The following is a 19,390-nucleotide window of genomic DNA, read 5'->3' as shown; positions in this document are numbered from 1 at the left end:
AGCGCTGGCCCGGCAAGTTGTGATGGTTGAAGTCGTCTCGCATTCCGTTTCGCAAAGTGGCTCCTGACGACGGGCCTCAGCCGATATTGCTGCCGCGGATGTGGCTCAGGTCGTCGTCGCCGCCCTGATTGCCGGCGCGCGGATCGGTGCTGATGCCGCTGCCCGAGCCGAGGTCGCCGCCACCCGCGCCGCCGCCCACGCCCGAGGCCACGCCCGCGCCGGTCTGGACGCCGCCCGCATGGCCGGCGCCCAGGCCGCCCATGCCCGCGCCCATGCCGGACACCGAGCCGGCGCCGCCCGGCATGCCGCGCATCGCCACGTCAGGACCCATGCTCGGCGGGCCGCCGCGGTCCGGGTCGGTGCCGTAGAAGCTGTGGACCTGGCTGGCCCACTGGACGTCGGCCATGTCGGGCCAGGCATCCTTGTCGAAGCCCGGGGCGGTTTTCAGGCGCTCCTTCTCGACGTCGAGCACGAAGCGGTGGTTGACGGTGTCCAGGTGCAGGGCCTGCCAGGGCACGGCGAACAGCTTCTCGCCCATGCCGAGGAAGCCGCCGAAGGCCAGCACGGCGTAGGCGACCTGGCCGGTGTTCATGTCGAGCATGATCTCCTTGATGTCGCCCAGATCCTCGTTGGCGCCGTTGACGACGCCGTCGCCGAGCAGGGTGTCCGCCCCCATCAGGGCGGGGCCGGGACCGGCGTGGCCGGTGTCCTTGTACATGCCGTACTTGTCGCGGTCTGCATAACTCATGACGGTTCTCCTGCTGGTATTGGGTTGGTGTCGGTGCAACCCGGTCAGGGTAAAAGGCGCGTACCCCGCGCGTTTGATGACGATCAATTGTGCCGGCTGCTCTCCTCTGGCGGTCAGGGATTCCCCGCGCCGCCGGCCAGCCCGTACACCTGCAGCGGCGTCCAGACCGGCCCGGGCGCCACCGCGTTCACGCGAATGCCCTTGTCCGCCAGCTGCTTGGCCAGCGATTTCGTGAAGGCCACCCGGGCCGCCTTGGTTTGCGAATAGGCCAGCAGCTTGGGCGAGGGGTCGTAAGCCTGCACCGACGCCGTGGTGATGATGCTGGCGCCCTGCGGCAGGTGCGGCAGCGCCGCCCTGGTGATCCGGAACAGGGCGTACAGATTGGTCTTGAAATGCCAGTCCAGCTCCATCGTGGTGAGCTCGAGGATGGAATCGATCGACTGCTGGCGCGCCGCATTGTCGACCAGGATGTCGAGCCCGCCCAGCTGGCGCACGGCCTGCTCCACCATCTTCTTGCAGAAGGCTTCGTCGCGGATGTCGCCCGGCAGCGCGACGGCATTGCGGCCGGCCAGGCCGGGCCAGTCCTGCTTCTGGCGCGGGACGGGCGGACCGGGATAGGGAGGCGGCGTCAGGGAACGGGCAGCGGCCGGCGCCGCAGCGAGGCCGGCGGCCATGGTGCCTACGAAGCGGCGGCGCGAGGGCTGGACCCCGCGCCCGTCCTTGCGGTCGGAATCGTCCATGAGGGTTCGTCCATGCGGCTGGAAACTGAACAGATACTAGCCGCAAACGGCCTCGAGGCGCGTCCGATAGACGCCAGGCAAGAAATCAGTCGAGATCGGCGGCGTCGTGGCGCTCGGCCACCTGTTCCTCGGGCTTGCCGCGCACGCGGTTGACCTTGCGGCCGCGGATCACGGCCGGGCGCGCGCCGACCTCGTCGGCCCAGCGCCGCACCTGCTGGTAGTTGTGCACGGACAGGAATTCGGCCGCCTCGTACAGCTCGCCCATCACCATGCCGCCATACCAGGGCCAGATCGCCATGTCGGCAATCGTGTACTCGTCGCCGGCAACGAAGCGGCGCTCGGCCAGCAGGCGGTCGAGCACGTCGAGCTGGCGCTTGGTTTCCATCGCATAGCGGTTGATCGGATACTCCAGCTTTTCCGGCGCATAGGCGTAGAAGTGGCCGAAGCCGCCGCCCACGAAAGGCGCGGAACCCATCTGCCACATCAGCCAGTTGAAGGTCTCGGCGCGGGCCGGCAATTCCTTCGGCAGGAAGGCGTCGAATTTTTCCGCCAGGTAGACCAGGATCGAGCCGGATTCGAACACGCGCACGGGTTTGTCGCCGCTGCGGTCGACCAGGGCCGGGATCTTCGAGTTCGGGTTGATCCCGACGAAGCCGCTGCCGAACTGGGCGCCCTCGTTGATTTTGATGAGCCAGGCGTCGTATTCGGCGCCGGCGTGGCCGGCGGCCAGCAGCTCCTCGAGCATGATCGTGACCTTCTGGCCGTTCGGCGTACCCAGCGAATACAGCTGCAGCGGATGCTTGCCGACCGGCAGCTCCTGCTCATGGGTGGCGCCGGCGATCGGGCGGTTGATGTTGGCGAAGGCGCCGCCCGATGGTGTGGCGGGCGACCAGACCCGTGGCGGGACGTAGGTCGAGAAGGGGTTCGAGCTGCTGGTCATCGATTTCTCCTTGTTTGCGTGCTATCGAGGAGGACGATGATGCCGCAAATCGGGCGAGTTTGCCGACAATGGCTACGGTGCGGGACCGGAGCCGTCCGCGCCCGTCAGGATGGCGATCATGGCGCGGGTGGCGGCCGACTGGCGCCGGTGCGGCGCGTACACGACCGAGAAGGGACGGGAGCGGCCGCGCAGTTGCGGCAGCAGTTCCACCAGGCGTCCGCTCTCCAGGTGCGGGGCCACGATGAAGTCATAGCTCTGGGCGATGCCGATGCCCGCCACCGCCAGCGACACCACGCCCAGCACGTCGTCCGACACCGCGATGGTGGACGGCGCCGTCCACTCGATGTCCCGGCCGCCATCCCTGAACACCCATGGCGCGATGCGGCCGGTGCGCGGCAGGATGAAGGGCAGGCAGGCGTGCCCTTGCAGCGCGCCCAGGGTCTGGGGCGTCCCCGCGCGGCGCAGGTAGTCCGGCGAGGCTACCAGGCATAGCGGCTCGTCCGCCAGCTTGCGCGCCACCAGGCCGCTGTCCGGCAGGTGGCCGAGCCGGATCGCCAGGTCGAAGCCCTCGGCGACCAGGTCCACATTGCGGTTCGTGATGTTCAGCTCGACCCGCACCTGCGGATAGGCGCGCGTGAAACGGGCCAGCAGCGCCGGCAGGCGGTGATGGCCCCAGGTGGTGGGCACGCTCATGCGCACCCGGCCCGTCATGGCGTCGGCCTGGCCCTGGATCTCGCGCTCGGCGTCGCCCAGCAGCGTGAAGGCGGCGCGCGCCTGCTCCAGGTATTGGCGGCCGGCCTCGGTCAAGGTCACCTTGCGGGTCGAGCGGCGCAGCAGCTGTCCGCCGAGCCGGTGTTCCAGCCGCGTCACGGCACGGCTCAGTACCGAGGCCGTGGTCGACAGGGCCACGGCGCCGGCCGTGAACGAGCCGTGATCGGCCACCGCGAGAAAGGCTTCGAGGTCGTCCAGGTAATCGAATTGGCGGCTGATTTTATCCTCCTGAGAACAAATAATTTGCTTTTTGCGTAGTTTATCTCGCTTGTGGGTGGGAATAAGGTTGTGGACCTGAACACAGCATTGGAGAAGCACATGGATCTGCAATTGAATGGCAAGACCGCTCTCGTGACGGGAGCGACCGCCGGTATCGGCCTGGCCATTGCCCGCACGCTGGCAAAGGAAGGGGGGAAGGTCAGCATAACCGGACGCAGCCAGGACAAGCTCGATGCCGCGGCGGCGCAGATCGGCGCCGCCGCGCCCGGCGCCACGGTCACGACCCTGGTGGCCGATCTCGCTACCGCCGAGGGCGTGCTGGCATTGACTGCCGCCCTGCCGGACACCGACATCCTGGTCAACAACCTCGGCTATTACGAAGCCAAACCCTTCGCCGAGATCCGCGACGTGGACTGGGAGCGCATGCTCGACCTGAACCTGATGTCGGGCGTGCGCCTGGCACGGCACTACTTCCCGCGCCTGCTGGAAAAGAATTGGGGCAGGGTGATCTTCATCTCGAGTGAAGTAGGCGCCTTCACGCCGCCGGACATGATCCATTACGGCGTCAGCAAGTCGGCCCAGTTGGCGGTGTCGCGCGGCCTGGCCGAACTCACGCGCGGCAGCGGCGTGACCGTGAACAGCGTGCTGCCCGCGGCCACCCGCTCGGACGGCATCGTCGAGTACCTGCGCCAGACCGCGCCGCGTCCCGGCATGAGCGATGCCGAGATCGAAACCCACTTCTTCGATACCTATCGCCCGAGCTCCCTGATCGCACGCATGATCGAGGCCGACGAGGTCGCCGCCATGGTGGCCCTGCTGGCCAGCCCGCTCGGCGCCGCAACGAATGGCGCCGCCGTGCGCGTCGAAGGCGGCAGCTTCCGTTCCATCCTCTAATTCGCAGGAGTCGCCATCATGAAAGCGCATCGCTTTTTCCTGGCCGCCTATGCCGCGGCCACCACCCTGTTCCTGTCCGGCGCCGCAAGCGCGGCCGACCGGCCCGCACTCGAGCGCTGGCGCAGCTACGCCGGCGTGAGCTGGGACGCCGCCGCGGGCGGCCGCGACCGCGCTCCCTTCGCCGGTTCGGTCGGCGCCCCCATCGCCGGCATCCATTTCGACGCACACGGACGCGCTTTCGTCAGCACGCCGCGCCTGGTATCGGCCGACAGCCCGGCCACCCTGAGCATCCTGGATACGGGCGCCGCCACCGGGCCGGCGCGGCTGACGGCCTTTCCCTCGGCCGCGGCGAATGCGGTATCCGGTGCGCCCGACAGTCACTTGCGTAACGTGCTCGGCTTTTACATCGATAAACGCAATGGCTGGCTGTGGGCGCTCGACCAGGGCTTCGTCGCCGGCGAGGCGAGCGCACCCAAGGGTGGGCAGAAGATCATGGTGTTCGAGCTATATACCGGGAAGCTCGTCAAGACCATTACGCTGGACGCGGTGGCGGACCGCAAAGGCAGCTTCCTGAACGACATCGTGGTCGATGAAGCGCGCAGGATCGCCTACGTCTCGGACAGCGGCCTGCGTAGCGCGCCGGCCAACCAGGCCGGCCTGATCGTCGTCGACTTCGGCACTGGCCGCGCGCGCCGCCTGCTCGACCGGCATGCCAGCCTGATGCCGCAGCCCGGCGTGAACGTGATGTCGCATGGCGAAGAGGTATGGCCCGGCAAGCCCCTGGTGCTGGGAGTGAACGGCATCGCGCTGTCGCCGGACGGGCAGACCCTGTACTGGACCGTCACCACCGGCACCCATGCCTACGCCATGCCGACCGCCCTGTTGCGCGACCCGCGCGCCGGCAAGGCCGCGCTGGCCAGGGCGATACGCGACCTGGGCGAGGTCGGCGGCAATACCGACGGCATCGTCACCGACGCCGAGGGCCGGTTGTACATCACGGACGTCAGCCGCAACGGCATCGTCGAATACGATCCGCGCACCGGATCGATGGAACTGCTGGCTGCGGACGAGGGCGTGCACTGGCCGGACACGCCGGCGATCGGTCCCGACGGCAGGCTGGTCTTCACCTCCAGCAACCTGAACCGGCATTTCGCCGGCCAGGTCAAGCCGGGCGAGGAGCGCTACGAGCTGTGGCGCATGAGCCGCAAGTAAGCCGCAAATAAGGGAACCCGCTCAGCCGGCGACCGCCGTCCTGGCCGGCTTTTTCTTCGGCTTCGGCAGCGGCATCAACGCCGCCGTTTCCTCGATCAGGCGGCGCAGCAGATCCGGATCGTCGAGCAGCTCGTCGGCGATCGGATAGTCCTTTGTGCCCGGGTAGGGTGGCCCCTGCGGCAGGTCTGGCGCCAGCCTGCCCACAGCCTGCGAAGGCTTGATGAAGAGGCTGTTGTCGCAGGCGAAGGCGACGACTTTCTCGTCCAGGTAGAGCGCGTATTCGCCGAACATCTTCCGGTACGTCATGCGGCTGCCCAGCCTGACGGTTTCGAGAACGTATTCGACGAAGCTCAGCTCAGTTGCCATGTGTACCCTCAAGGATGTCGATACCATGGAGGGTAGCAGATGTTCGATACTAGGTCCTCGCTTTCCGCGGCGGCAGCGGCGCCTCGGGCGGCACCAGCCCCTCGGCGCGCAGCGCTTCCCAGAACGCGGCCGGAATCTCGATGTGCATGAGCGTGGCATTGCGCCGCAGGTGCTCCGGGCTGCTGGCGCCGGGGATGGTCGCCGCCACCACCGGATGGGCGACGCCGAACTGCAGCGCGGCCGCCGGCAGGTCGACGTGATGGCGGCTGGCCACCTGGCGCAGGCGTTCGCGGTGCGCATGCTGTTCCGGCCTGGCCGGCTGGTAGTCGTAATGCTCGCCGCCGGCCAGGAAGCCCGAGTTGAAAGGGCCGCCCAGCACCACGTGGGCGCCGCGCCTGGCGCACAGCGGGAACAGATCTTGCAACGGCGTGGTTTCCATCAGCGTGTAGCGGCCGGCCAGCAGGAAGATGTCGGGATCGGAATCGCGCAGCGCGCGCAGGCAGGGATCGACCGTGTTCACGCCCAGGCCCCAGGCCTTGATCGAGCCTTCTTCGCGCAGCTTGAGCATGCCTTCGAAGGCGCCGCCCTTGCCGGCGGCGATCCGGTAGTAATGCTCGAATTCTTTCCCGAACATGTCGGGCGAAAGGTCGTGCACGTAGGCGATGTCGATGTGGCCGAGGGCCAGGCGCTGCAGGCTGTCTTCGACCGCACGGCGCACGCCGTCGGCCGTGTAGTCGATCACGCGCTTGAAGGGCAGGGCGCCGACGAAGGGCGCTTCGATTTCGCCGGGCATGTGCGGCGCCAGCAGGCGCCCGACCTTGGTCGACAGCGTGTAGTCATGGCGGGGCCGCTTGCGCAGCGCCTGGCCGAAGCGGTGCTCGGACAGGCCGGCGCCGTAGTGGGGCGCGGTGTCGAAGTAGCGGATGCCGGCTTCCCAGGCGGCATCGACGGTGGCGATGGCTGCCGCGTCGCTGGTGGTGTGGTACATGTCGCCCAGCCCGGTGCCGCCCAGGCCCAGGCGCGTGATCGGTTGGTAGCGCTGGTTCACGGTGGATCCTTTCTCATGCTCGGTTGCGGAACATGCTACACCGTGGGGGAGGGCGCACGGTTGAAGAACCGGACTATGCGCGCCGGCGCCGCCACGCCAGGCTGCCGATCATCGCCACCAGCAACCAGAACAGGCTCGTGAGCCCCAGTCGTGGCCACAAAATGTCATCCTCGCCGGTCAACAGGGACAAGGGATCCCGGGCCACCGAGCCGACCGGCGACACTGCCTGGCTGTCCGCGAGGAAGGGCAGCGGAAAGCCATAGGCGAGCACTGGACAATAGCTTGGGGTGACGACATTGGAACACACCGCGCTGACCCGTCCCGGCACCGCCAGCGAGGAATAGGTCAGGGCGGCTGCGATCGCGCATGTCGCTGCGATGGTTTTCAAGTGCGAAGCCATTTGTTCGGCTCAGCGCAGCAGCTTCAGGCCCGGCGGCAGCGCATCGCCGAACATGCGCGTGGTGCTGGCCTGGTCGAGTTCCACGACCTCGCGCACCATGGCGGCCCAGCTGGCAGGGGCGCCGCTGGCGGCCAGCTTGTGCAGTACCTGCTGGCGCAAGGCCTCGCCAATGTCGCGCGAGCGGTCGCCGGTCTTGCGCGCGATGTGGGCGGCGGCGAAGCCGGCCGGTTCGATGCGCTTCCAGTCGAGCTGCAGCAGGATCTCCAGCCAGCGCCCGGCCGCCTCGATGGTCGCGACTTCGTGGGCGCTGGATTGCAGCGACTGGCGCGCGCCGACCCTGGCCAGGGCCCAGAGATAGCGCGCATAGGTGGCGGCGGTTTTCGCGTCCGGCTTCGGCATCGCCGGAATCGCCATGATTCTCCCCAGCATCCAGTCGCCGATCTCGACCTTGTAGGCGGAGGGGATGCGTTCGAGCGAGGCGCCCAGGCGCAGCATGTCGTCCTCGCTGCCGTCGACCAGGGTGACGGGACGCCTGGCGCGATCCGCCGGCTCGGCCTGCAGGTTGAAGGCGAAGTCGTCGAGCAGGCGCAGCTGCGCATCAAGGGAGAGTCCGCCGGCGACGCGGCGCCACAAGGTCCACCACTCGGCGCGCACCTGGCTGTCCTTGTGATACTGGACGCCGGTCTCGAACAGGGCCCACAGCTGCTCGATGCGCCATTCGTCGAGCGGGTGGCCGAAGCCGGGACGCAGGCACCAGCCGGCCAGGTTGAGCCAGACCCGTTCGTGTTCGCTTGATCTGCGACGGCCCTTCGCGCGCTCCATCAGGGCGTCGAACAGGCGGCGCAGCAGCGGCGTCTCCCAGCGTTCGCGGCCGCCCAGCAGGTGTTCGAGGCTGCCGCGCAGCTGGCGTACTTCGCGGCTCTCGACCTGCTGGTTGCGGGCGCCGAAGATGCGGTCGATGTGCTGGATGGCTTCATCGAGTCGCGGCGGCAGCTCGCCGTCCGCGCCGGCGTCGCGGGCCTCGTCTTCCTGCCCGCGCAGCTGGAACTCGAGCTTCCAGCGCTGGCCGCTGCCATCTTCGGCGACGCAATGCACTTCCAGCGTGCCGACCTCCGACAGCGAAGCCGCCAGCTGGACCGGCATCTCAGTCTTCGCGCCCGCGTCCCTTGCGCGCAGCACGGTGGCGATGGCCGGCAGGCGCACGACCTCGAGCGGATCCAGTTCGAGCAGCTCGCCCGGCTGCGGCCGGCTGCCTTGCGGATCGGCGATCGCCGACACCAGGTGGAAGCGCACCGGCCGTCCCAGGCGCAGGCCGAAGCTGCGATCGAGCAGGCGCACTTCGACGCCGGGCTTTTCGCCGCGCGGCAGCAGGCAGACGGCCTTCAATGCGCCGCCGGCCTGGGCACGGGTTTGCAAGTCTTCCAGCAGCAGGAAATAGCTGCGCGCCGAACCGCTTTCGATGCCCGGGGCCAGGCCCTGGCGCGCCAGCGAATAGGCGACCGCGCCGCGCGCCACGGCGACGTCGGGGTCGGCGTTGTGCAGCACGCGGATGCCGGCGCCGCGCCAGGTGGACAGGGTGTCGGCCAGCCGCCGTGCGAGTGCGGCGCCGCGGAATACGCCGCCGTTCAGCAGCAGCGTGTCCGGGACCGGCATGTCCGGGACCGGCAGGCTGCCGTCGTCGCCGATGCCGAGGGCTTCGCGCGCTGCCCTGGCGTGCTGGCGCAGGAAGTCGGCAAGGTGGCGCGTGATGGCCGCATCGCTGGCATAGGGCAGGCCGAATTCGACGATGCCGGCGCGTGCCCGGTGCGCGCCTTCCCGCGCCTCGTTGAGCGGGAAGAAGCCGTCCAGCACGATGCGCTCGACGTCCTCGCGCGTGAGCGGGGCGCTGCGGCTGGCGCCGATCAGGCGGGCGCCGGCGCCCAGCAGGGTCACGCTCACCTGGTCCGGCGCATCGGGGGCCAGCAACTGTTCCTTGGCCGCGCGGCAGCGTTCGGTCAGCTGGGCCAGGCGGGCGGCGGACAGGCGTGAAGGCTGGCCTTGCTGGCCATCCTGCGCCGCCAGCCTCGATTCGATCAGGTGGGCGAGGGCGAGGTCCATATTGTCCCCGCCCAGGATCAGGTGGTTGCCGACGCCGATACGGGTCAGCCTGGGCGTTCCATCCTCCAGCGCCACCTTGACCAGGCTGAAGTCGGTGGTGCCGCCGCCGACGTCGGCCACCAGCACCAGGCGCGTGTCCGCCAGTTCGGCGGCCAGGGTGTCACGGTGGCGGTGCAGCCAGTCGTACAGGGCGGCCTGCGGCTCTTCCAGCAGGCGCAAGGAGGGCAGGCCGGCCAGGCGCGCCGCTTCCAGCGTGAGCGCGCGCGCGCCCTCGTCGAAGGAGGCGGGTACGGTCAGGACCAGGTCCTGGTTTTCCAGCGGCTGCCGGGGATGGCGTGTATTCCAGGCCGCGCGCAGGTAGGCGAGGTAGCCGGCGCTGGCCGCCAAAGGGGAGACCTTGGGCACCTCGTCCGGCGCGCCCCAGGGCAGGATGGGCGCGGTGCGGTCGACGCCTTGGTGGGACAGCCAGCTCTTCGCAGATGCAACTAAGCGACCAGGAGTGTGGGCGCCCAGCAGGCGGGCAAGCCGGCCGACCACGGCATCCGGCACCCCGGCCGGGTCGGTGGCCTGCCAGGGCAGTTGCAGGGCGCCGGCCGGCAGTTCGCCCGCGGCCGGGTGGTAGCGGCTTGACGCCAGCAGTTGGCCTGCTGCGACTTCGCCCGGCGCCACCAGCTGGTCGATGGCAAAGGTGTCGACCTGCTGCGTCCCAGGTGCCGCATAGGCCAGCACCGTGTTGGTGGTGCCCAGGTCGATGCCGACCAGCCAGGCCGGCGCTGCTGCCGATGTGCCCACGGCGCCGTTCACACTCACTTTTTACTGCTGCTCGGTGGCGCGGACGTCGAACTCGACCTTCCAGCGCTGGCCTTCGCGCGACACCGCGATCAGCTCCAGCGTGCCGGCCTCGGTAGCGAGCGCGTGCAGCTTGACCTGGGCGACGTCGCCCGGCGTACGGCCTTCCGCCGGCAGCTCGGCCTGGATCTCGTTCAGCTCCTGCAGCTCGTCCGGGCCCCAGAACTCGAGCACTTCGCCGATACGGTCCTGGCGGCGCACCGTCGAACCGAAGAAGCGGAAGTGCACCGGCTCGCCCACCACCAGGCCGAACTCCTGGCCCGGCAGTTCCAGCTCGCTGCCTTCTTCCATGCCGAAGGGCGCCACGCACAGGGCCGTGATCGGCGGCTCCATGCCGGGGATGGCCGGCATCGAGGATTCCACGCCCACGTAGTAGGAACGGGCCGTGCCGCCGCGGATGCGCACGCCGCCGCCGCGGCGCGCGTAGCCGTAGTAGGCCGCGCCGCGGGCGACCGCCAGGTCGAGGTCGGCGCCTTCCAGCATGCGCGCCGGTTCCGCGCCTTCCATGTACAGCCAGTCGTTGATGGTGTCCATCACGCGCTGGGACAGGATCTCGGACTTGAACACGCCGCCATTGAACAGCACCGCGGTCGGGTGCAGGAAGCTATGTTCCGGGTTGACCTGCCCATTGAAGCCTTCCAGCTCCGCGGTGGCGCCGGCCTGGCGGGCCAGGAAGGCGGCCAGGTGGCGGGTCACCGCGGCGTCCTGCGCATACGGCAGGCCGATCTGGGTCAGGCCGGCGCGGGCGCGGGTGGCCGGTCTGCTTGATGCTTCGACCTTCGGGAAGAAGCCGTCGGTGATGAAGGTGGTGACTTCGTCGCGCGTGAGTTCGGTGCGGATCGAACCGCCGATCAGCTTCGAGCCGCGGCTCGGCACCACGATCGGCCAGGTGGTGGCATTCGCATCGGCCAGCAGGTGTTCCTTGGCGCCGCGGCAGGCGTAGGTGAGGGCGCGCATCTGCCAGGCGTCGAGCTGGGTGCCGTTCGCCTGCAGCTTGCGCGCCACCAGGTGCGCCAGCGCGAGGTCCATATTGTCGCCGCCCAGCAGGATGTGGTCGCCGACCGCGACGCGGTGCGGCTCCAGGTTGCCGTCGCGCTCGAGGATGGCGATCAGCGAGAAGTCGCTGGTGCCGCCGCCGACGTCGACCACCAGCACGATGTCGCCGGCTTTCACCTGCTTGCGCCAGCGTCCGCCGCTGCCTTCGATCCAGCTGTACAGGGCCGCCTGCGGCTCTTCCAGCAGGGTCGGGCTGCCGTAGCCGGCATGGCGCGCGGCTTCCGCGGTCAGCTCGCGCGCGCCGGGATCGAAGGAGGCCGGGATCGTCACGGTGACGGCCTGCTGGTCGAAGGGCGCTTCCGGATGCGCGGCATTCCAGGCATTGCGGATGTGTTCCAGGTAGCGGGTCGAGGCCGCCAGCGGCGACACGCGCCCGACTTCTTCCGGGGCATCCGTCGGCAGGATGGCGGCGCGGCGGTCCACGCCCGGGTGGCTCAGCCAGCTCTTGGCCGAGGAGACCAGGCGGATCGGGGTGCCGGCGCCGCGACTACGGGCCATTTCGCCGATGATGGATAAAGAAGCGGGCGCGGCCTGGCCATCGGTCCAGGGCAGGGCCAGCTCGCCCGGCGCCAGTTCGTCCGGGTGCGGCAGGTACATGAAGGAGGGCAGCAGCGGCAGCGCCTCGACGGTGCCGGGACCGCTCAGTTGCGGGATCGGCAGCACGCCCTGGTCGGCCTTTTCGCCGTCGCTGGCCTGCAGGTCGACCCAGGACAGGGCGCTGTGGGTGGTGCCGAGGTCGATGCCGATGGCATAGCGCGCGGTTTCCATGTTGGCGCTCACAGTTCCACCTCCGCCGGAGCGAGGATGCTGGCGTCGTGCTTGTCGGCGAGTTGCGGCAGGGTCACCTTGGCGGCGCGCCAGCCGCGGTGGCTCAGGGTGCCGGTGAACGGCGCCTTGCCGACCACGTTGCCGGTCAGGCGCACGCTGGCGGCGTCGAAGCCTTCCTGCAGGGTGACGCGCGCGCCTTCCAGCTCGCTGCGCACCGGTTCGATCGTGAAGTGCTCGCGCAGCACGCGGGCGCAGCCTTCGTGCACGACGCGGGCGGCGGCGCCGATGTCGGCGTCGCTGTAGACGGTGATGTTCTCGTTGGCGAAGTCGATCAGGCGCGCCTCGCGCTGCAGCAGGGACAGCAGTTGCAGGGCGGCGTCGGGCGTGGCCACGCGCAGCGGTGCGGCGGCCGGTGTCGGTGCGGGCGCAGGCGCAGGCGCAGGCGCAGGCGTCGGTGCGGCGATCGGGCCGATCTGGTCATCGCGCACGCGCGCGGCGAATTCGGCGTCGCCCAGGGTCTTGAAGAAGGCGCCGAAGGCGAGGGAAAGCCGGCTCCAGAAGGAGGGCAGGTTGGTCGGTTGGCTCATGTTCTTGTGTTGTCCGGTCCATGAAAGCGCGCATGATACCAGTTAGCCAAAAAATGGATGGCCAGGCGCGGCAGAGTCAGAGGGCGGAATTGCCCGTGGTTTGCGGCGGCGCGGCGGGTTCCGGCGTGCCGGCGGCCCTGCCGAGCAGGGCGCTCGCATAGGCGTCGAAATCGTCGAGTCCACGCTTGATGATGGTGACCAGGGCCGGCAGCGGTGCCGCCTGGTAGTCCCATTCGGCGCGGCAGAATTCGCCGGTGCGCTTCAGGTCCTCGCCCAGAGCGGGATCGATCCAGCCCCCTTGTTCCAGCAGCGAGATCACTTCGCGTTCGTCCCGCGGCGTGCCGAGGCCGTAATGGGCGAGCACGTAGTCGCCCATCTCCACCGCCGCTTCCCAGGCGCGGATCACGTTCAGCGTGGCGGCGTCCTGGCGCGTGATGTCGCCGACAAAGGTCGTCGGGTCCTTCTCGTACTCGTCGCGGGCACGCTTGATGCAGCGCTCGATGGTGCCCGTCTTGCTGACCATCAGATCGTTGTCCATCGCTTTTCCTTGTTGTCCGAAGCTTTACGTTACAACAAGAACATGATGGCCGCCGCACAGGTGGGACCGAGGGCGCCCAGGAACAGCCAGACCGCGCCGATCGACTCGTCGGCGAAGCCGTGGCGCAGCAGGGCGGCGCCGGCCGGATTCGGGGCGTTGGCGATCACCGTCAGGCCGCCGCCGCCCACCGCGCCGGCCACCAGCATGTATTTTTCGTGATCGGACAGGCCGGTGATCAGCGAGCCCAGGTAGGTCAGGGCGGCGTTGTCGGTGACGGCCGTCAGGCCCAGGGCGCCGAAGAACAGGGCGGTCGGGCCGAGGCTGGCGACGGCCGGCTGCAGCCACCACTGCTGCATGCCGCCCAGCACTACCAGGCCCGCCAGGAAAAAACCGACCAGCAAGCCTTCCTTCAGGATCAGCGGCGACTGGTAGCGGTTATAGGCCTGGGTAAAACCGAGGAAGAGCAGGAACAGGCCCATGAACAGCACCGGATGGTGGGCCAGCAGCACCACCGCGGCCAGGAAGGCCAGGTGGATCAGCGAGACCAGCGGCGGTACCGGCGCCGTTTCGCCGTCGACGGAGGTATCGAGCTGGCGCAGGTGGGACCGCAGCAGGAAGGTGATGACGGTGGCGTTGAACACCACCGCGACCAGGGCGCGCCAGCCGATGTGGGTCAGCATCCAGGCGCTGTCCCAGCCCCAGGTGCCGGCCACCATCAGCACCGGCGGCGCCGCGTACGAGGTCAGGGTGCCGCCGATCGAGACGTTCACGAACAGCACGCCCAGCGCGCCGTACTTGAGCCATTCGGGCATGCCCTGGCGGAACACGGCCGGGGCCAGCATCAGGGCGGCCAGGGTCATCGCGGCCGGCTCGGTGATCAGGGAGCCGCACAGCGGCACCAGGGCCAGGGCCAGCCAGGCCTGGGCCACCTCTTTGCGCACCGGCGCCAAGGAAGAGATCAACCCCGCGAGGATGCGCAGCAAAGCGCGCGCCGCTTCCAGCACGGGACGCGAGGCGGCCACCACCATCACGACGAACACGAACAGCGGCTCGGTGTAGTGGCGCGACTCGGCATAGTCGACCGCCGCCGTGCTGCCCTCGACCAGGGCCATGAAACCCATCAGCACGAAGGCCCAGAAGCCGAACACGACCTCGACTTCGCCCAGCAGGTGGAACAGCCCGGCATGGCGCGGATGGCGGTGCGCCAGCACTTCGAACATGTGGGTGGAGAAGGTGTGCAGCAGGGCCACGACGAACAGGACCAGGCCGATGGTTTGCATGGTCGTGGTCATCGTGGCACTCCGGTGAAGCATGCGGTAGCGGGCATTGTGCAGCTTGATTGAAATGGCAATGCCGCCATTATTTCATTTTTTGCAGCCGGGGCCCGGATGGCCGGCCGTGCGGGCCTACTTTGCCTACTTTGCCTGTTTTTCCGGCCCGCCGGCGCCGATGGCTATGTTGGCGGCGTCGAACTTGGGCACCTGCTTCAGGAACTTGCGCTGGAATTCTTCCTGCGCCGCGATGCAGGCCTTGCCGAAATGGTCGCGCGCGCAGATCTCGTTGATCTTCCGGGTCTCGTCCAGCATTGCCTTGTACACCGTCCGGTTCGAGGCCGCGTCGGCGCTGCCGGCGGGTTGCGGGCTTGCCTGCCTGGGCGCGGTGGCTTGCGCGGCGGGGGCGGGCGAGGCGGGGGCGGGCGAGGCGGCGCCGAAGGCGAGGAAGGCGGCAATCAGGAGCTTGATCAGGATGGTCATGGCGGATCCGGTCGGCTGCACAAAGGGAAGGCGAAAGTCTAGTGAGCACGCCCAACGCCGTGCAGCCCCACCGATGGGGGAACGAGAGACAAGGTGCAATTTGTGACCAAAAATGCCACACAAAGATGTAACTGATTCGCGTTCAATTGACACCAAAATACGCCGGTGCTTTGATGGATCGGCCTGACTGCCGGGGAAAAAGAAGAAGGCCGCTAGCCAGGTACTCGACGAATTCCTATCACGGAGACCTATTCCCATGGCTACATCGCATTCGGTTTTCCTGCAAAAGCCGCTTACCCTTGCGGTTCGTTTTGCCCTGGCCAGCCTGGCGGCCATTCCGCTGGCTGCCATCGCCCAGGATTCCACCACCTCGACCACGACCGACACGACCAAAACGCCGGCCGCCAACCAGCAGGTTCAGCGTGTGGAGGTGACGGGCTCGCGCATCCGCCGCACCGACGTCGAAACGCCCAGCCCGGTCCAGATCATCAGCGCCAAGGAGCTCAAGCAGACGGGCTACACCTCCGTTTCCGAGGTGCTGCGCAACATCACCGCCAACGGCCAGGGCACGCTGTCGCAATCCTTCAGCGGCGCCTTCGCGGCCGGCGCCTCCGGCATCTCCCTGCGCGGCCTGACGGTCGGCGYGACCCTGGTGCTGATCGACGGCCAGCGCATGGCGCCCTATGCGCTGTCGGACGACGGCCAGCGCAGCTTCGTCGACATCAGCCAGATCCCGATGGAGGCGATCGATCGCATCGAGGTGCTGAAGGACGGCGCTTCCTCGATCTACGGTTCGGATGCGGTGGCCGGCGTGGTCAACGTGATCCTGAAGAAGCAATACTCGGGCAGCGAGCTGACCGCCGAGGCCGGCCAGGCCTGGCGCGGCGACGGCGTCACCGCCCACGCCTCGGGCATCCACGGCTGGGGCGATCTCGACCGCGACGGCCACAGCGCGTACATCGCGCTCGAATACCGCCACCAGAACGAGATCCTGGCGAGCAACCGCAACCGGGCGTTCACGAATACCGACTGGACGGCCTTCGGCGGCAAGAACCTGACCCGCGGCGTGCCGACCGCCGCCAATGGCTTCCAGCCGGCCAGCATTACCGGCTACCTGATCGATCCGGACACCGGCGCCGTCACCAACCTGCCGGGCTGCACCAGCGCCCAGTTCAATGCCGGCCAGTGCGCCTACCGCGACCGCGGCCTGCAGCTGCAACCGAGCACCAAGAACATCAACCTGCTCGGTTCCTATGTCCAGAAACTGGGCAGCGACTGGCAAGTGAACCTGAAGGGCTCGTATTTCCGCTCGGAGGCGGAGCAGGTGAACCGCTATGCAAGCACGCTCGGGCTGGCCGGACTGTCGGCGCTGGCCTATGGGCCGGGCATTCCTCCGGAGGCAACGCCGCCGGGCGCGCCGGTCCTGATCACGGTGCCCGCCACCTATCCCGGCAACACGACCGGGCGGCCCCAGGTCCTGCAATACAACTTTCCCGAACTGGGCGGCAGCCGCGCCGGCGTGAAGTCCGATACCTGGCGCCTGGGCGCCGACCTGGCCGGCAGCCTTGCCGGCTGGGACCTGACGGCCGCGCTCGGCGCCAGCGAGAGCAAGGTCCGGCAGGACATCAACAACGGCTTCAACATCACCAACCTGCAAGCGGCCTTCAACGATCCTGTCCATCCCTACCTGATCGGGGACGCCGCCAGCGGCAATACCCAGGCCCAGCGCGACTTCATCGCCCCGATGCAGCATGCGAAGGCCACCAGCAAGCTGCAGTTCGTGCGCGTGTCCGCCGGCCACGAGCTGATGACGCTGAAGGGCGGCGCGCTGGCCCTGAACCTGGGCCTCGAATATACGCACCGCGCCCTCGACGCCCAGGCGCCGCCCACCGTTGCCAATGGCGCCCAGATCGGCAATAACGCCTGGGCCATCGGCACCCAGAACATTGCCGCCGGCTATGGCGAGATCGTGGCGCCGATCCTGAAGAACCTCGAGCTCGATGCCTCGGTGCGCTACGACAAGGTGATGGGCATCGACAAGGCCGTCACGCCCAAGGCGGGCTTCAAATGGTCGCCGCTCAGCCAGGTGACGTTGCGCGGCACCTATACCGAGGGCTTCCGTGCGCCGAATCCGGCCGAGATCGGCAACACCGGCAACTATTTCTTCGCGAATACCCAGCCGGATCCGGTCCTGTGTGCGAACACGGGCGTCGATCCCACCACGACGCCCGGCAACTTCCCGCAGCAATGCAATGTGTCGATCGCGGGCGTCCAGACCCCGGGCAAGAACCTGAAATCGGAAAAATCGAAGTCCTATACCTTCGGCCTGATCCTGGAGCCGGTCCGCAACCTGAATGTGTCGCTGGACTACTACCACATCCGCATCGACAACCAGATCATCAGTGCGATCAACGACCCGGCCTACGACGCGACGCCCTTCCTGGTGCGCGGCGTGCCGATCGCCCAGCCCTTCGTGAACCCGGACGGCAGCCTCTCGACCGTCACGCCGCCGGTCGGCAATGCGCTGTTCGCACCGTATCCCTACGAGAATGCGCTGTACACGATGACCAACGGCATCGACCTCGACGCGCGCATGAACTGGCCGCTGGCGGGCGGCAAACTCAGCGCCCAGCTGACCGCGACCCACATGATCTCGTACAAGCAGGGTACCACCGGCGCCGAGGCGATCCAGCTGGCCGGCACCCACGGCCCGTCGGCCACCTCCGGCGATACCGGCAACCCGCGCGACCGGGCCCAGCTCAAGATCGGCTGGGACAAGGGCCCGCTGACCGTGTCGACCACGGTGAACTGGGTCAGCAGCTTCTCCGTGACCGACCCCTCGTCGACCAATGCCGCCACCTGCGCGGACGCGATCTCCTTCGTGTTCGCGACGCCGAATACGGAATTCTGCCGGGTCCGTGCGTTCACCTCGGTCGACGTCTATGGCGAGTACCGCCTGTCGGAGAAGCTCAGCCTGCACGCCTCGGTGCTGAACCTGTTCAACAGCCCGCCGCCGCTGGACTTCCAGACCTACGGCAGCTCGCCGTCGACCTTCTACAATCCGGCGCTGCACCAGGCAGGAGCGGTCGGGCGTTTCGTGAATGTCGGGCTGAACTACAAGTTCTGAGCGGGGGGCGAACAGGGCTGGCGATGGCGCTGTTGCAAAGCATGTAAGTATCTGTCAGCAGCGTAAGCGTTTGTAAAGTAGGTCAACACCTAGGGCAGAGGCTGCGTTTTACGAGCACATCGACCAACAAACAGCTGAGGATCTTTATCATGAAAAAAACCATTGCCGCTGTGATCTCCGCCCTGTTCGCCACCGCGGCGTTTGCCCAGACACCGGCCCCGGCCCCGGCCGCGGCCCCGGCCTCCAAGCAGGCCGTACTGGTCAACAATGCCGACCTGAAGGCATCGAAAGCCGCCACCAAGCCGGTGCATGTGGAAGCACAGGCAGCGCAAGCCGACGCGAAAGAGGCACATGACGATGCGAAGGCGGCCAAGGCGCATGCCAAGGATGCGAAGACCAGCGCCAAACATGCAAAGAACAAGGCCAAGCATGTCGCGAAGACCGACACGATGAAGGACAAGCAGGAGACCGCTGTCACGACGCCGGCGTCGGCTGCTCCTGCCGCACCGGACGCGGCAGCGGCTACCGCTCCCGCTCAAACCCCGGCTCCGGCTGCAAGCACGACGCCGGTACAGGACGCCACTCCGGCTCCTGCCGTCACCCCGGCGCCTGCCGCTCCGATTACTCAGTAAAGCTGCCGTTTCGATTCCAGCGAAGCCCGCGCAATGCGGGCTTTTTTTCGAACAAAAAAAAAGCCGGCAGACAAGTCCACCGGCGAACGTGGGAGAGTGAGAACCGAATGTTCCCTGTCAGGCCTAGCTGACATCGACATGTTATCGAATGACGCCACGCGCATTATTAAATCTTGTCCATCTTTCTCACGTGGCACAGGCGATCAAGCGGAGGTAGCCGTATAGCTCGACGAAATCTGCCGATTCAGCGCCGTAAAAGCGGGCATCGGACGCACTACGAATTGATTGGCGCTGTTCGCGCCAAGTGTGGAATCTTTTCTGCAAGCCTGCGGTCCAATGTCGACCTGAACCGTTGACGGAGGCAGCATGCAAGCACGGCAGTTCGAACAGTTCCTGCAACGCCTGTCCAGCCTGATCCGGCGCCAGCGTGACCGCCTGCTCGACCTGCTGCAATCGGCGGCCGTTACCTGGACCACTACTTCGGCTGGCGCGGGGCGCTGGATGGCCAGCGCATTGCCAGTCCAGACGCCTTTTTGAGAGCGGCGCTGGGCAGATTCAACACTTAGCAATGGGATGGACGCCCCCACCCGAAAACGGCATCGATGTGCCAAAGTGGAAGTGTCTAAACACCACGACATCGAGGG

At 67.8% G+C, this 19,390-nt stretch carries 18 protein-coding genes; 5 read left to right on the top strand and 13 right to left on the bottom strand.

What is annotated here, in order from left to right; genetic code table 11:
• Positions 1 to 76: 76 nt before the first annotated feature.
• The 4 genes from AC1DIX_RS06575 to AC1DIX_RS06560 all read right to left on the bottom strand — a co-directional run bounded on the left by AC1DIX_RS06575 (position 77) and on the right by AC1DIX_RS06560 (position 3,418).
• A complete protein-coding gene (locus tag AC1DIX_RS06575) occupies positions 77 to 748 on the bottom strand; it encodes a PRC-barrel domain-containing protein (RefSeq protein WP_442122465.1) in 672 nt (223 codons plus the stop codon).
• Between the two features lie 113 nt (positions 749 to 861).
• Positions 862 to 1,488 carry an SDR family oxidoreductase gene (locus AC1DIX_RS06570; RefSeq protein WP_477322967.1) on the bottom strand — a complete coding sequence of 209 codons (627 nt, stop codon included), beginning with the start codon at positions 1,486 to 1,488 and terminating at the stop codon, positions 862 to 864.
• Between the two features lie 85 nt (positions 1,489 to 1,573).
• Positions 1,574 to 2,428: a glutathione-dependent disulfide-bond oxidoreductase gene (gene yghU / locus AC1DIX_RS06565; RefSeq protein ID WP_477322965.1), complete on the bottom strand. Its 855-nt coding sequence runs from the start codon at positions 2,426 to 2,428 to the stop codon at positions 1,574 to 1,576.
• A 72-nt stretch (positions 2,429 to 2,500) separates the two neighbouring features.
• Positions 2,501 to 3,418 carry a LysR family transcriptional regulator gene (locus AC1DIX_RS06560; RefSeq protein ID WP_442122483.1) on the bottom strand — a complete coding sequence of 306 codons (918 nt, stop codon included), beginning with the start codon at positions 3,416 to 3,418 and terminating at the stop codon, positions 2,501 to 2,503.
• A gap of 99 nt (positions 3,419 to 3,517) precedes the next feature.
• Here AC1DIX_RS06560 and AC1DIX_RS06555 point away from each other — a divergent pair, with 99 nt between their 5' ends.
• Both AC1DIX_RS06555 and AC1DIX_RS06550 read left to right on the top strand, forming a co-directional pair.
• Positions 3,518 to 4,312 (top strand): SDR family NAD(P)-dependent oxidoreductase, encoded by a 795-nt coding sequence (locus tag AC1DIX_RS06555; protein WP_477322963.1) that lies wholly within the window; start codon positions 3,518 to 3,520, stop codon positions 4,310 to 4,312.
• Positions 4,313 to 4,330: 18 nt separating this feature from the next.
• Complete coding sequence (locus AC1DIX_RS06550; protein WP_477322961.1) at positions 4,331 to 5,524, top strand: L-dopachrome tautomerase-related protein; 1,194 nt, start codon at positions 4,331 to 4,333, stop codon at positions 5,522 to 5,524.
• 21 nt (positions 5,525 to 5,545) lie between these two features.
• Here AC1DIX_RS06550 and AC1DIX_RS06545 read toward each other — a convergent pair whose 3' ends face one another.
• The 9 genes from AC1DIX_RS06545 to AC1DIX_RS06505 form a co-directional block, all read right to left on the bottom strand.
• On the bottom strand, positions 5,546 to 5,890 hold the full coding sequence (locus tag AC1DIX_RS06545) for a TfoX/Sxy family protein (RefSeq protein WP_442122470.1): 345 nt from the start codon (positions 5,888 to 5,890) through the stop codon (positions 5,546 to 5,548).
• 49 nt (positions 5,891 to 5,939) lie between these two features.
• Positions 5,940 to 6,938 (bottom strand): aldo/keto reductase, encoded by a 999-nt coding sequence (locus AC1DIX_RS06540; RefSeq protein WP_477322959.1) that lies wholly within the window; start codon positions 6,936 to 6,938, stop codon positions 5,940 to 5,942.
• A gap of 73 nt (positions 6,939 to 7,011) precedes the next feature.
• Positions 7,012 to 7,326, bottom strand: a complete 315-nt coding sequence (locus AC1DIX_RS06535; protein ID WP_477322957.1) for a hypothetical protein — start codon at positions 7,324 to 7,326, stop codon at positions 7,012 to 7,014.
• Between the two features lie 21 nt (positions 7,327 to 7,347).
• Positions 7,348 to 10,245: an Hsp70 family protein gene (locus tag AC1DIX_RS06530; RefSeq protein WP_477322955.1), complete on the bottom strand. Its 2,898-nt coding sequence runs from the start codon at positions 10,243 to 10,245 to the stop codon at positions 7,348 to 7,350.
• Positions 10,246 to 10,248: 3 nt separating this feature from the next.
• Complete coding sequence (locus AC1DIX_RS06525; protein ID WP_442122484.1) at positions 10,249 to 12,108, bottom strand: Hsp70 family protein; 1,860 nt, start codon at positions 12,106 to 12,108, stop codon at positions 10,249 to 10,251.
• A gap of 8 nt (positions 12,109 to 12,116) precedes the next feature.
• Complete coding sequence (locus AC1DIX_RS06520) at positions 12,117 to 12,695, bottom strand: DUF2760 domain-containing protein (RefSeq protein ID WP_477322953.1); 579 nt, start codon at positions 12,693 to 12,695, stop codon at positions 12,117 to 12,119.
• Between the two features lie 76 nt (positions 12,696 to 12,771).
• Positions 12,772 to 13,233: a type VII toxin-antitoxin system HepT family RNase toxin gene (gene hepT, locus AC1DIX_RS06515; RefSeq protein ID WP_477322951.1), complete on the bottom strand. Its 462-nt coding sequence runs from the start codon at positions 13,231 to 13,233 to the stop codon at positions 12,772 to 12,774.
• 29 nt (positions 13,234 to 13,262) lie between these two features.
• The gene (locus AC1DIX_RS06510; protein ID WP_477322949.1) at positions 13,263 to 14,525 is read right to left on the bottom strand and encodes a putative Na+/H+ antiporter; all 1,263 of its coding nucleotides are present in this window, start codon (positions 14,523 to 14,525) and stop codon (positions 13,263 to 13,265) included.
• Between the two features lie 123 nt (positions 14,526 to 14,648).
• Positions 14,649 to 14,987, bottom strand: a complete 339-nt coding sequence (locus AC1DIX_RS06505) for a hypothetical protein (protein WP_477322947.1) — start codon at positions 14,985 to 14,987, stop codon at positions 14,649 to 14,651.
• 256 nt (positions 14,988 to 15,243) lie between these two features.
• Between AC1DIX_RS06505 and AC1DIX_RS06500 the strand changes: the two genes are divergently transcribed.
• The 3 genes from AC1DIX_RS06500 (at position 15,244) to AC1DIX_RS06490 (ending at position 19,283) form a co-directional block, all read left to right on the top strand.
• Positions 15,244 to 18,114 (top strand): TonB-dependent receptor, encoded by a 2,871-nt coding sequence (locus AC1DIX_RS06500; RefSeq protein ID WP_477322945.1) that lies wholly within the window; start codon positions 15,244 to 15,246, stop codon positions 18,112 to 18,114.
• Positions 18,115 to 18,263: 149 nt separating this feature from the next.
• Positions 18,264 to 18,746, top strand: a complete 483-nt coding sequence (locus AC1DIX_RS06495; RefSeq protein WP_477322943.1) for a hypothetical protein — start codon at positions 18,264 to 18,266, stop codon at positions 18,744 to 18,746.
• Between the two features lie 366 nt (positions 18,747 to 19,112).
• Positions 19,113 to 19,283 carry a hypothetical protein gene (locus AC1DIX_RS06490; RefSeq protein ID WP_477322941.1) on the top strand — a complete coding sequence of 57 codons (171 nt, stop codon included), beginning with the start codon at positions 19,113 to 19,115 and terminating at the stop codon, positions 19,281 to 19,283.
• Positions 19,284 to 19,390 lie beyond the last annotated feature (107 nt).

The organism is Massilia sp. 05N420 (assembly GCF_056397205.1).
This window is presented reverse-complemented; position numbering and strand designations above follow the sequence as displayed.

Coding starts and splice junctions, on each gene's coding strand:
- AC1DIX_RS06495 (WP_477322943.1), top strand. CDS start 18,264: ATGAAAAAAACCATTGCCGCTGTGATCTCCGCCCTGTTCGCCACCGCG.
- AC1DIX_RS06555 (WP_477322963.1), top strand. CDS start 3,518: ATGGATCTGCAATTGAATGGCAAGACCGCTCTCGTGACGGGAGCGACC.
- AC1DIX_RS06520 (WP_477322953.1), bottom strand. CDS start 12,695: ATGAGCCAACCGACCAACCTGCCCTCCTTCTGGAGCCGGCTTTCCCTC.
- AC1DIX_RS06490 (WP_477322941.1), top strand. CDS start 19,113: ATGCAAGCACGGCAGTTCGAACAGTTCCTGCAACGCCTGTCCAGCCTG.
- yghU (WP_477322965.1), bottom strand. CDS start 2,428: ATGACCAGCAGCTCGAACCCCTTCTCGACCTACGTCCCGCCACGGGTC.
- hepT (WP_477322951.1), bottom strand. CDS start 13,233: ATGGACAACGATCTGATGGTCAGCAAGACGGGCACCATCGAGCGCTGC.
- AC1DIX_RS06575 (WP_442122465.1), bottom strand. CDS start 748: ATGAGTTATGCAGACCGCGACAAGTACGGCATGTACAAGGACACCGGC.
- AC1DIX_RS06510 (WP_477322949.1), bottom strand. CDS start 14,525: ATGACCACGACCATGCAAACCATCGGCCTGGTCCTGTTCGTCGTGGCC.
- AC1DIX_RS06505 (WP_477322947.1), bottom strand. CDS start 14,987: ATGACCATCCTGATCAAGCTCCTGATTGCCGCCTTCCTCGCCTTCGGC.
- AC1DIX_RS06550 (WP_477322961.1), top strand. CDS start 4,331: ATGAAAGCGCATCGCTTTTTCCTGGCCGCCTATGCCGCGGCCACCACC.
- AC1DIX_RS06525 (WP_442122484.1), bottom strand. CDS start 12,108: ATGGAAACCGCGCGCTATGCCATCGGCATCGACCTCGGCACCACCCAC.
- AC1DIX_RS06545 (WP_442122470.1), bottom strand. CDS start 5,890: ATGGCAACTGAGCTGAGCTTCGTCGAATACGTTCTCGAAACCGTCAGG.
- AC1DIX_RS06570 (WP_477322967.1), bottom strand. CDS start 1,488: ATGGACGATTCCGACCGCAAGGACGGGCGCGGGGTCCAGCCCTCGCGC.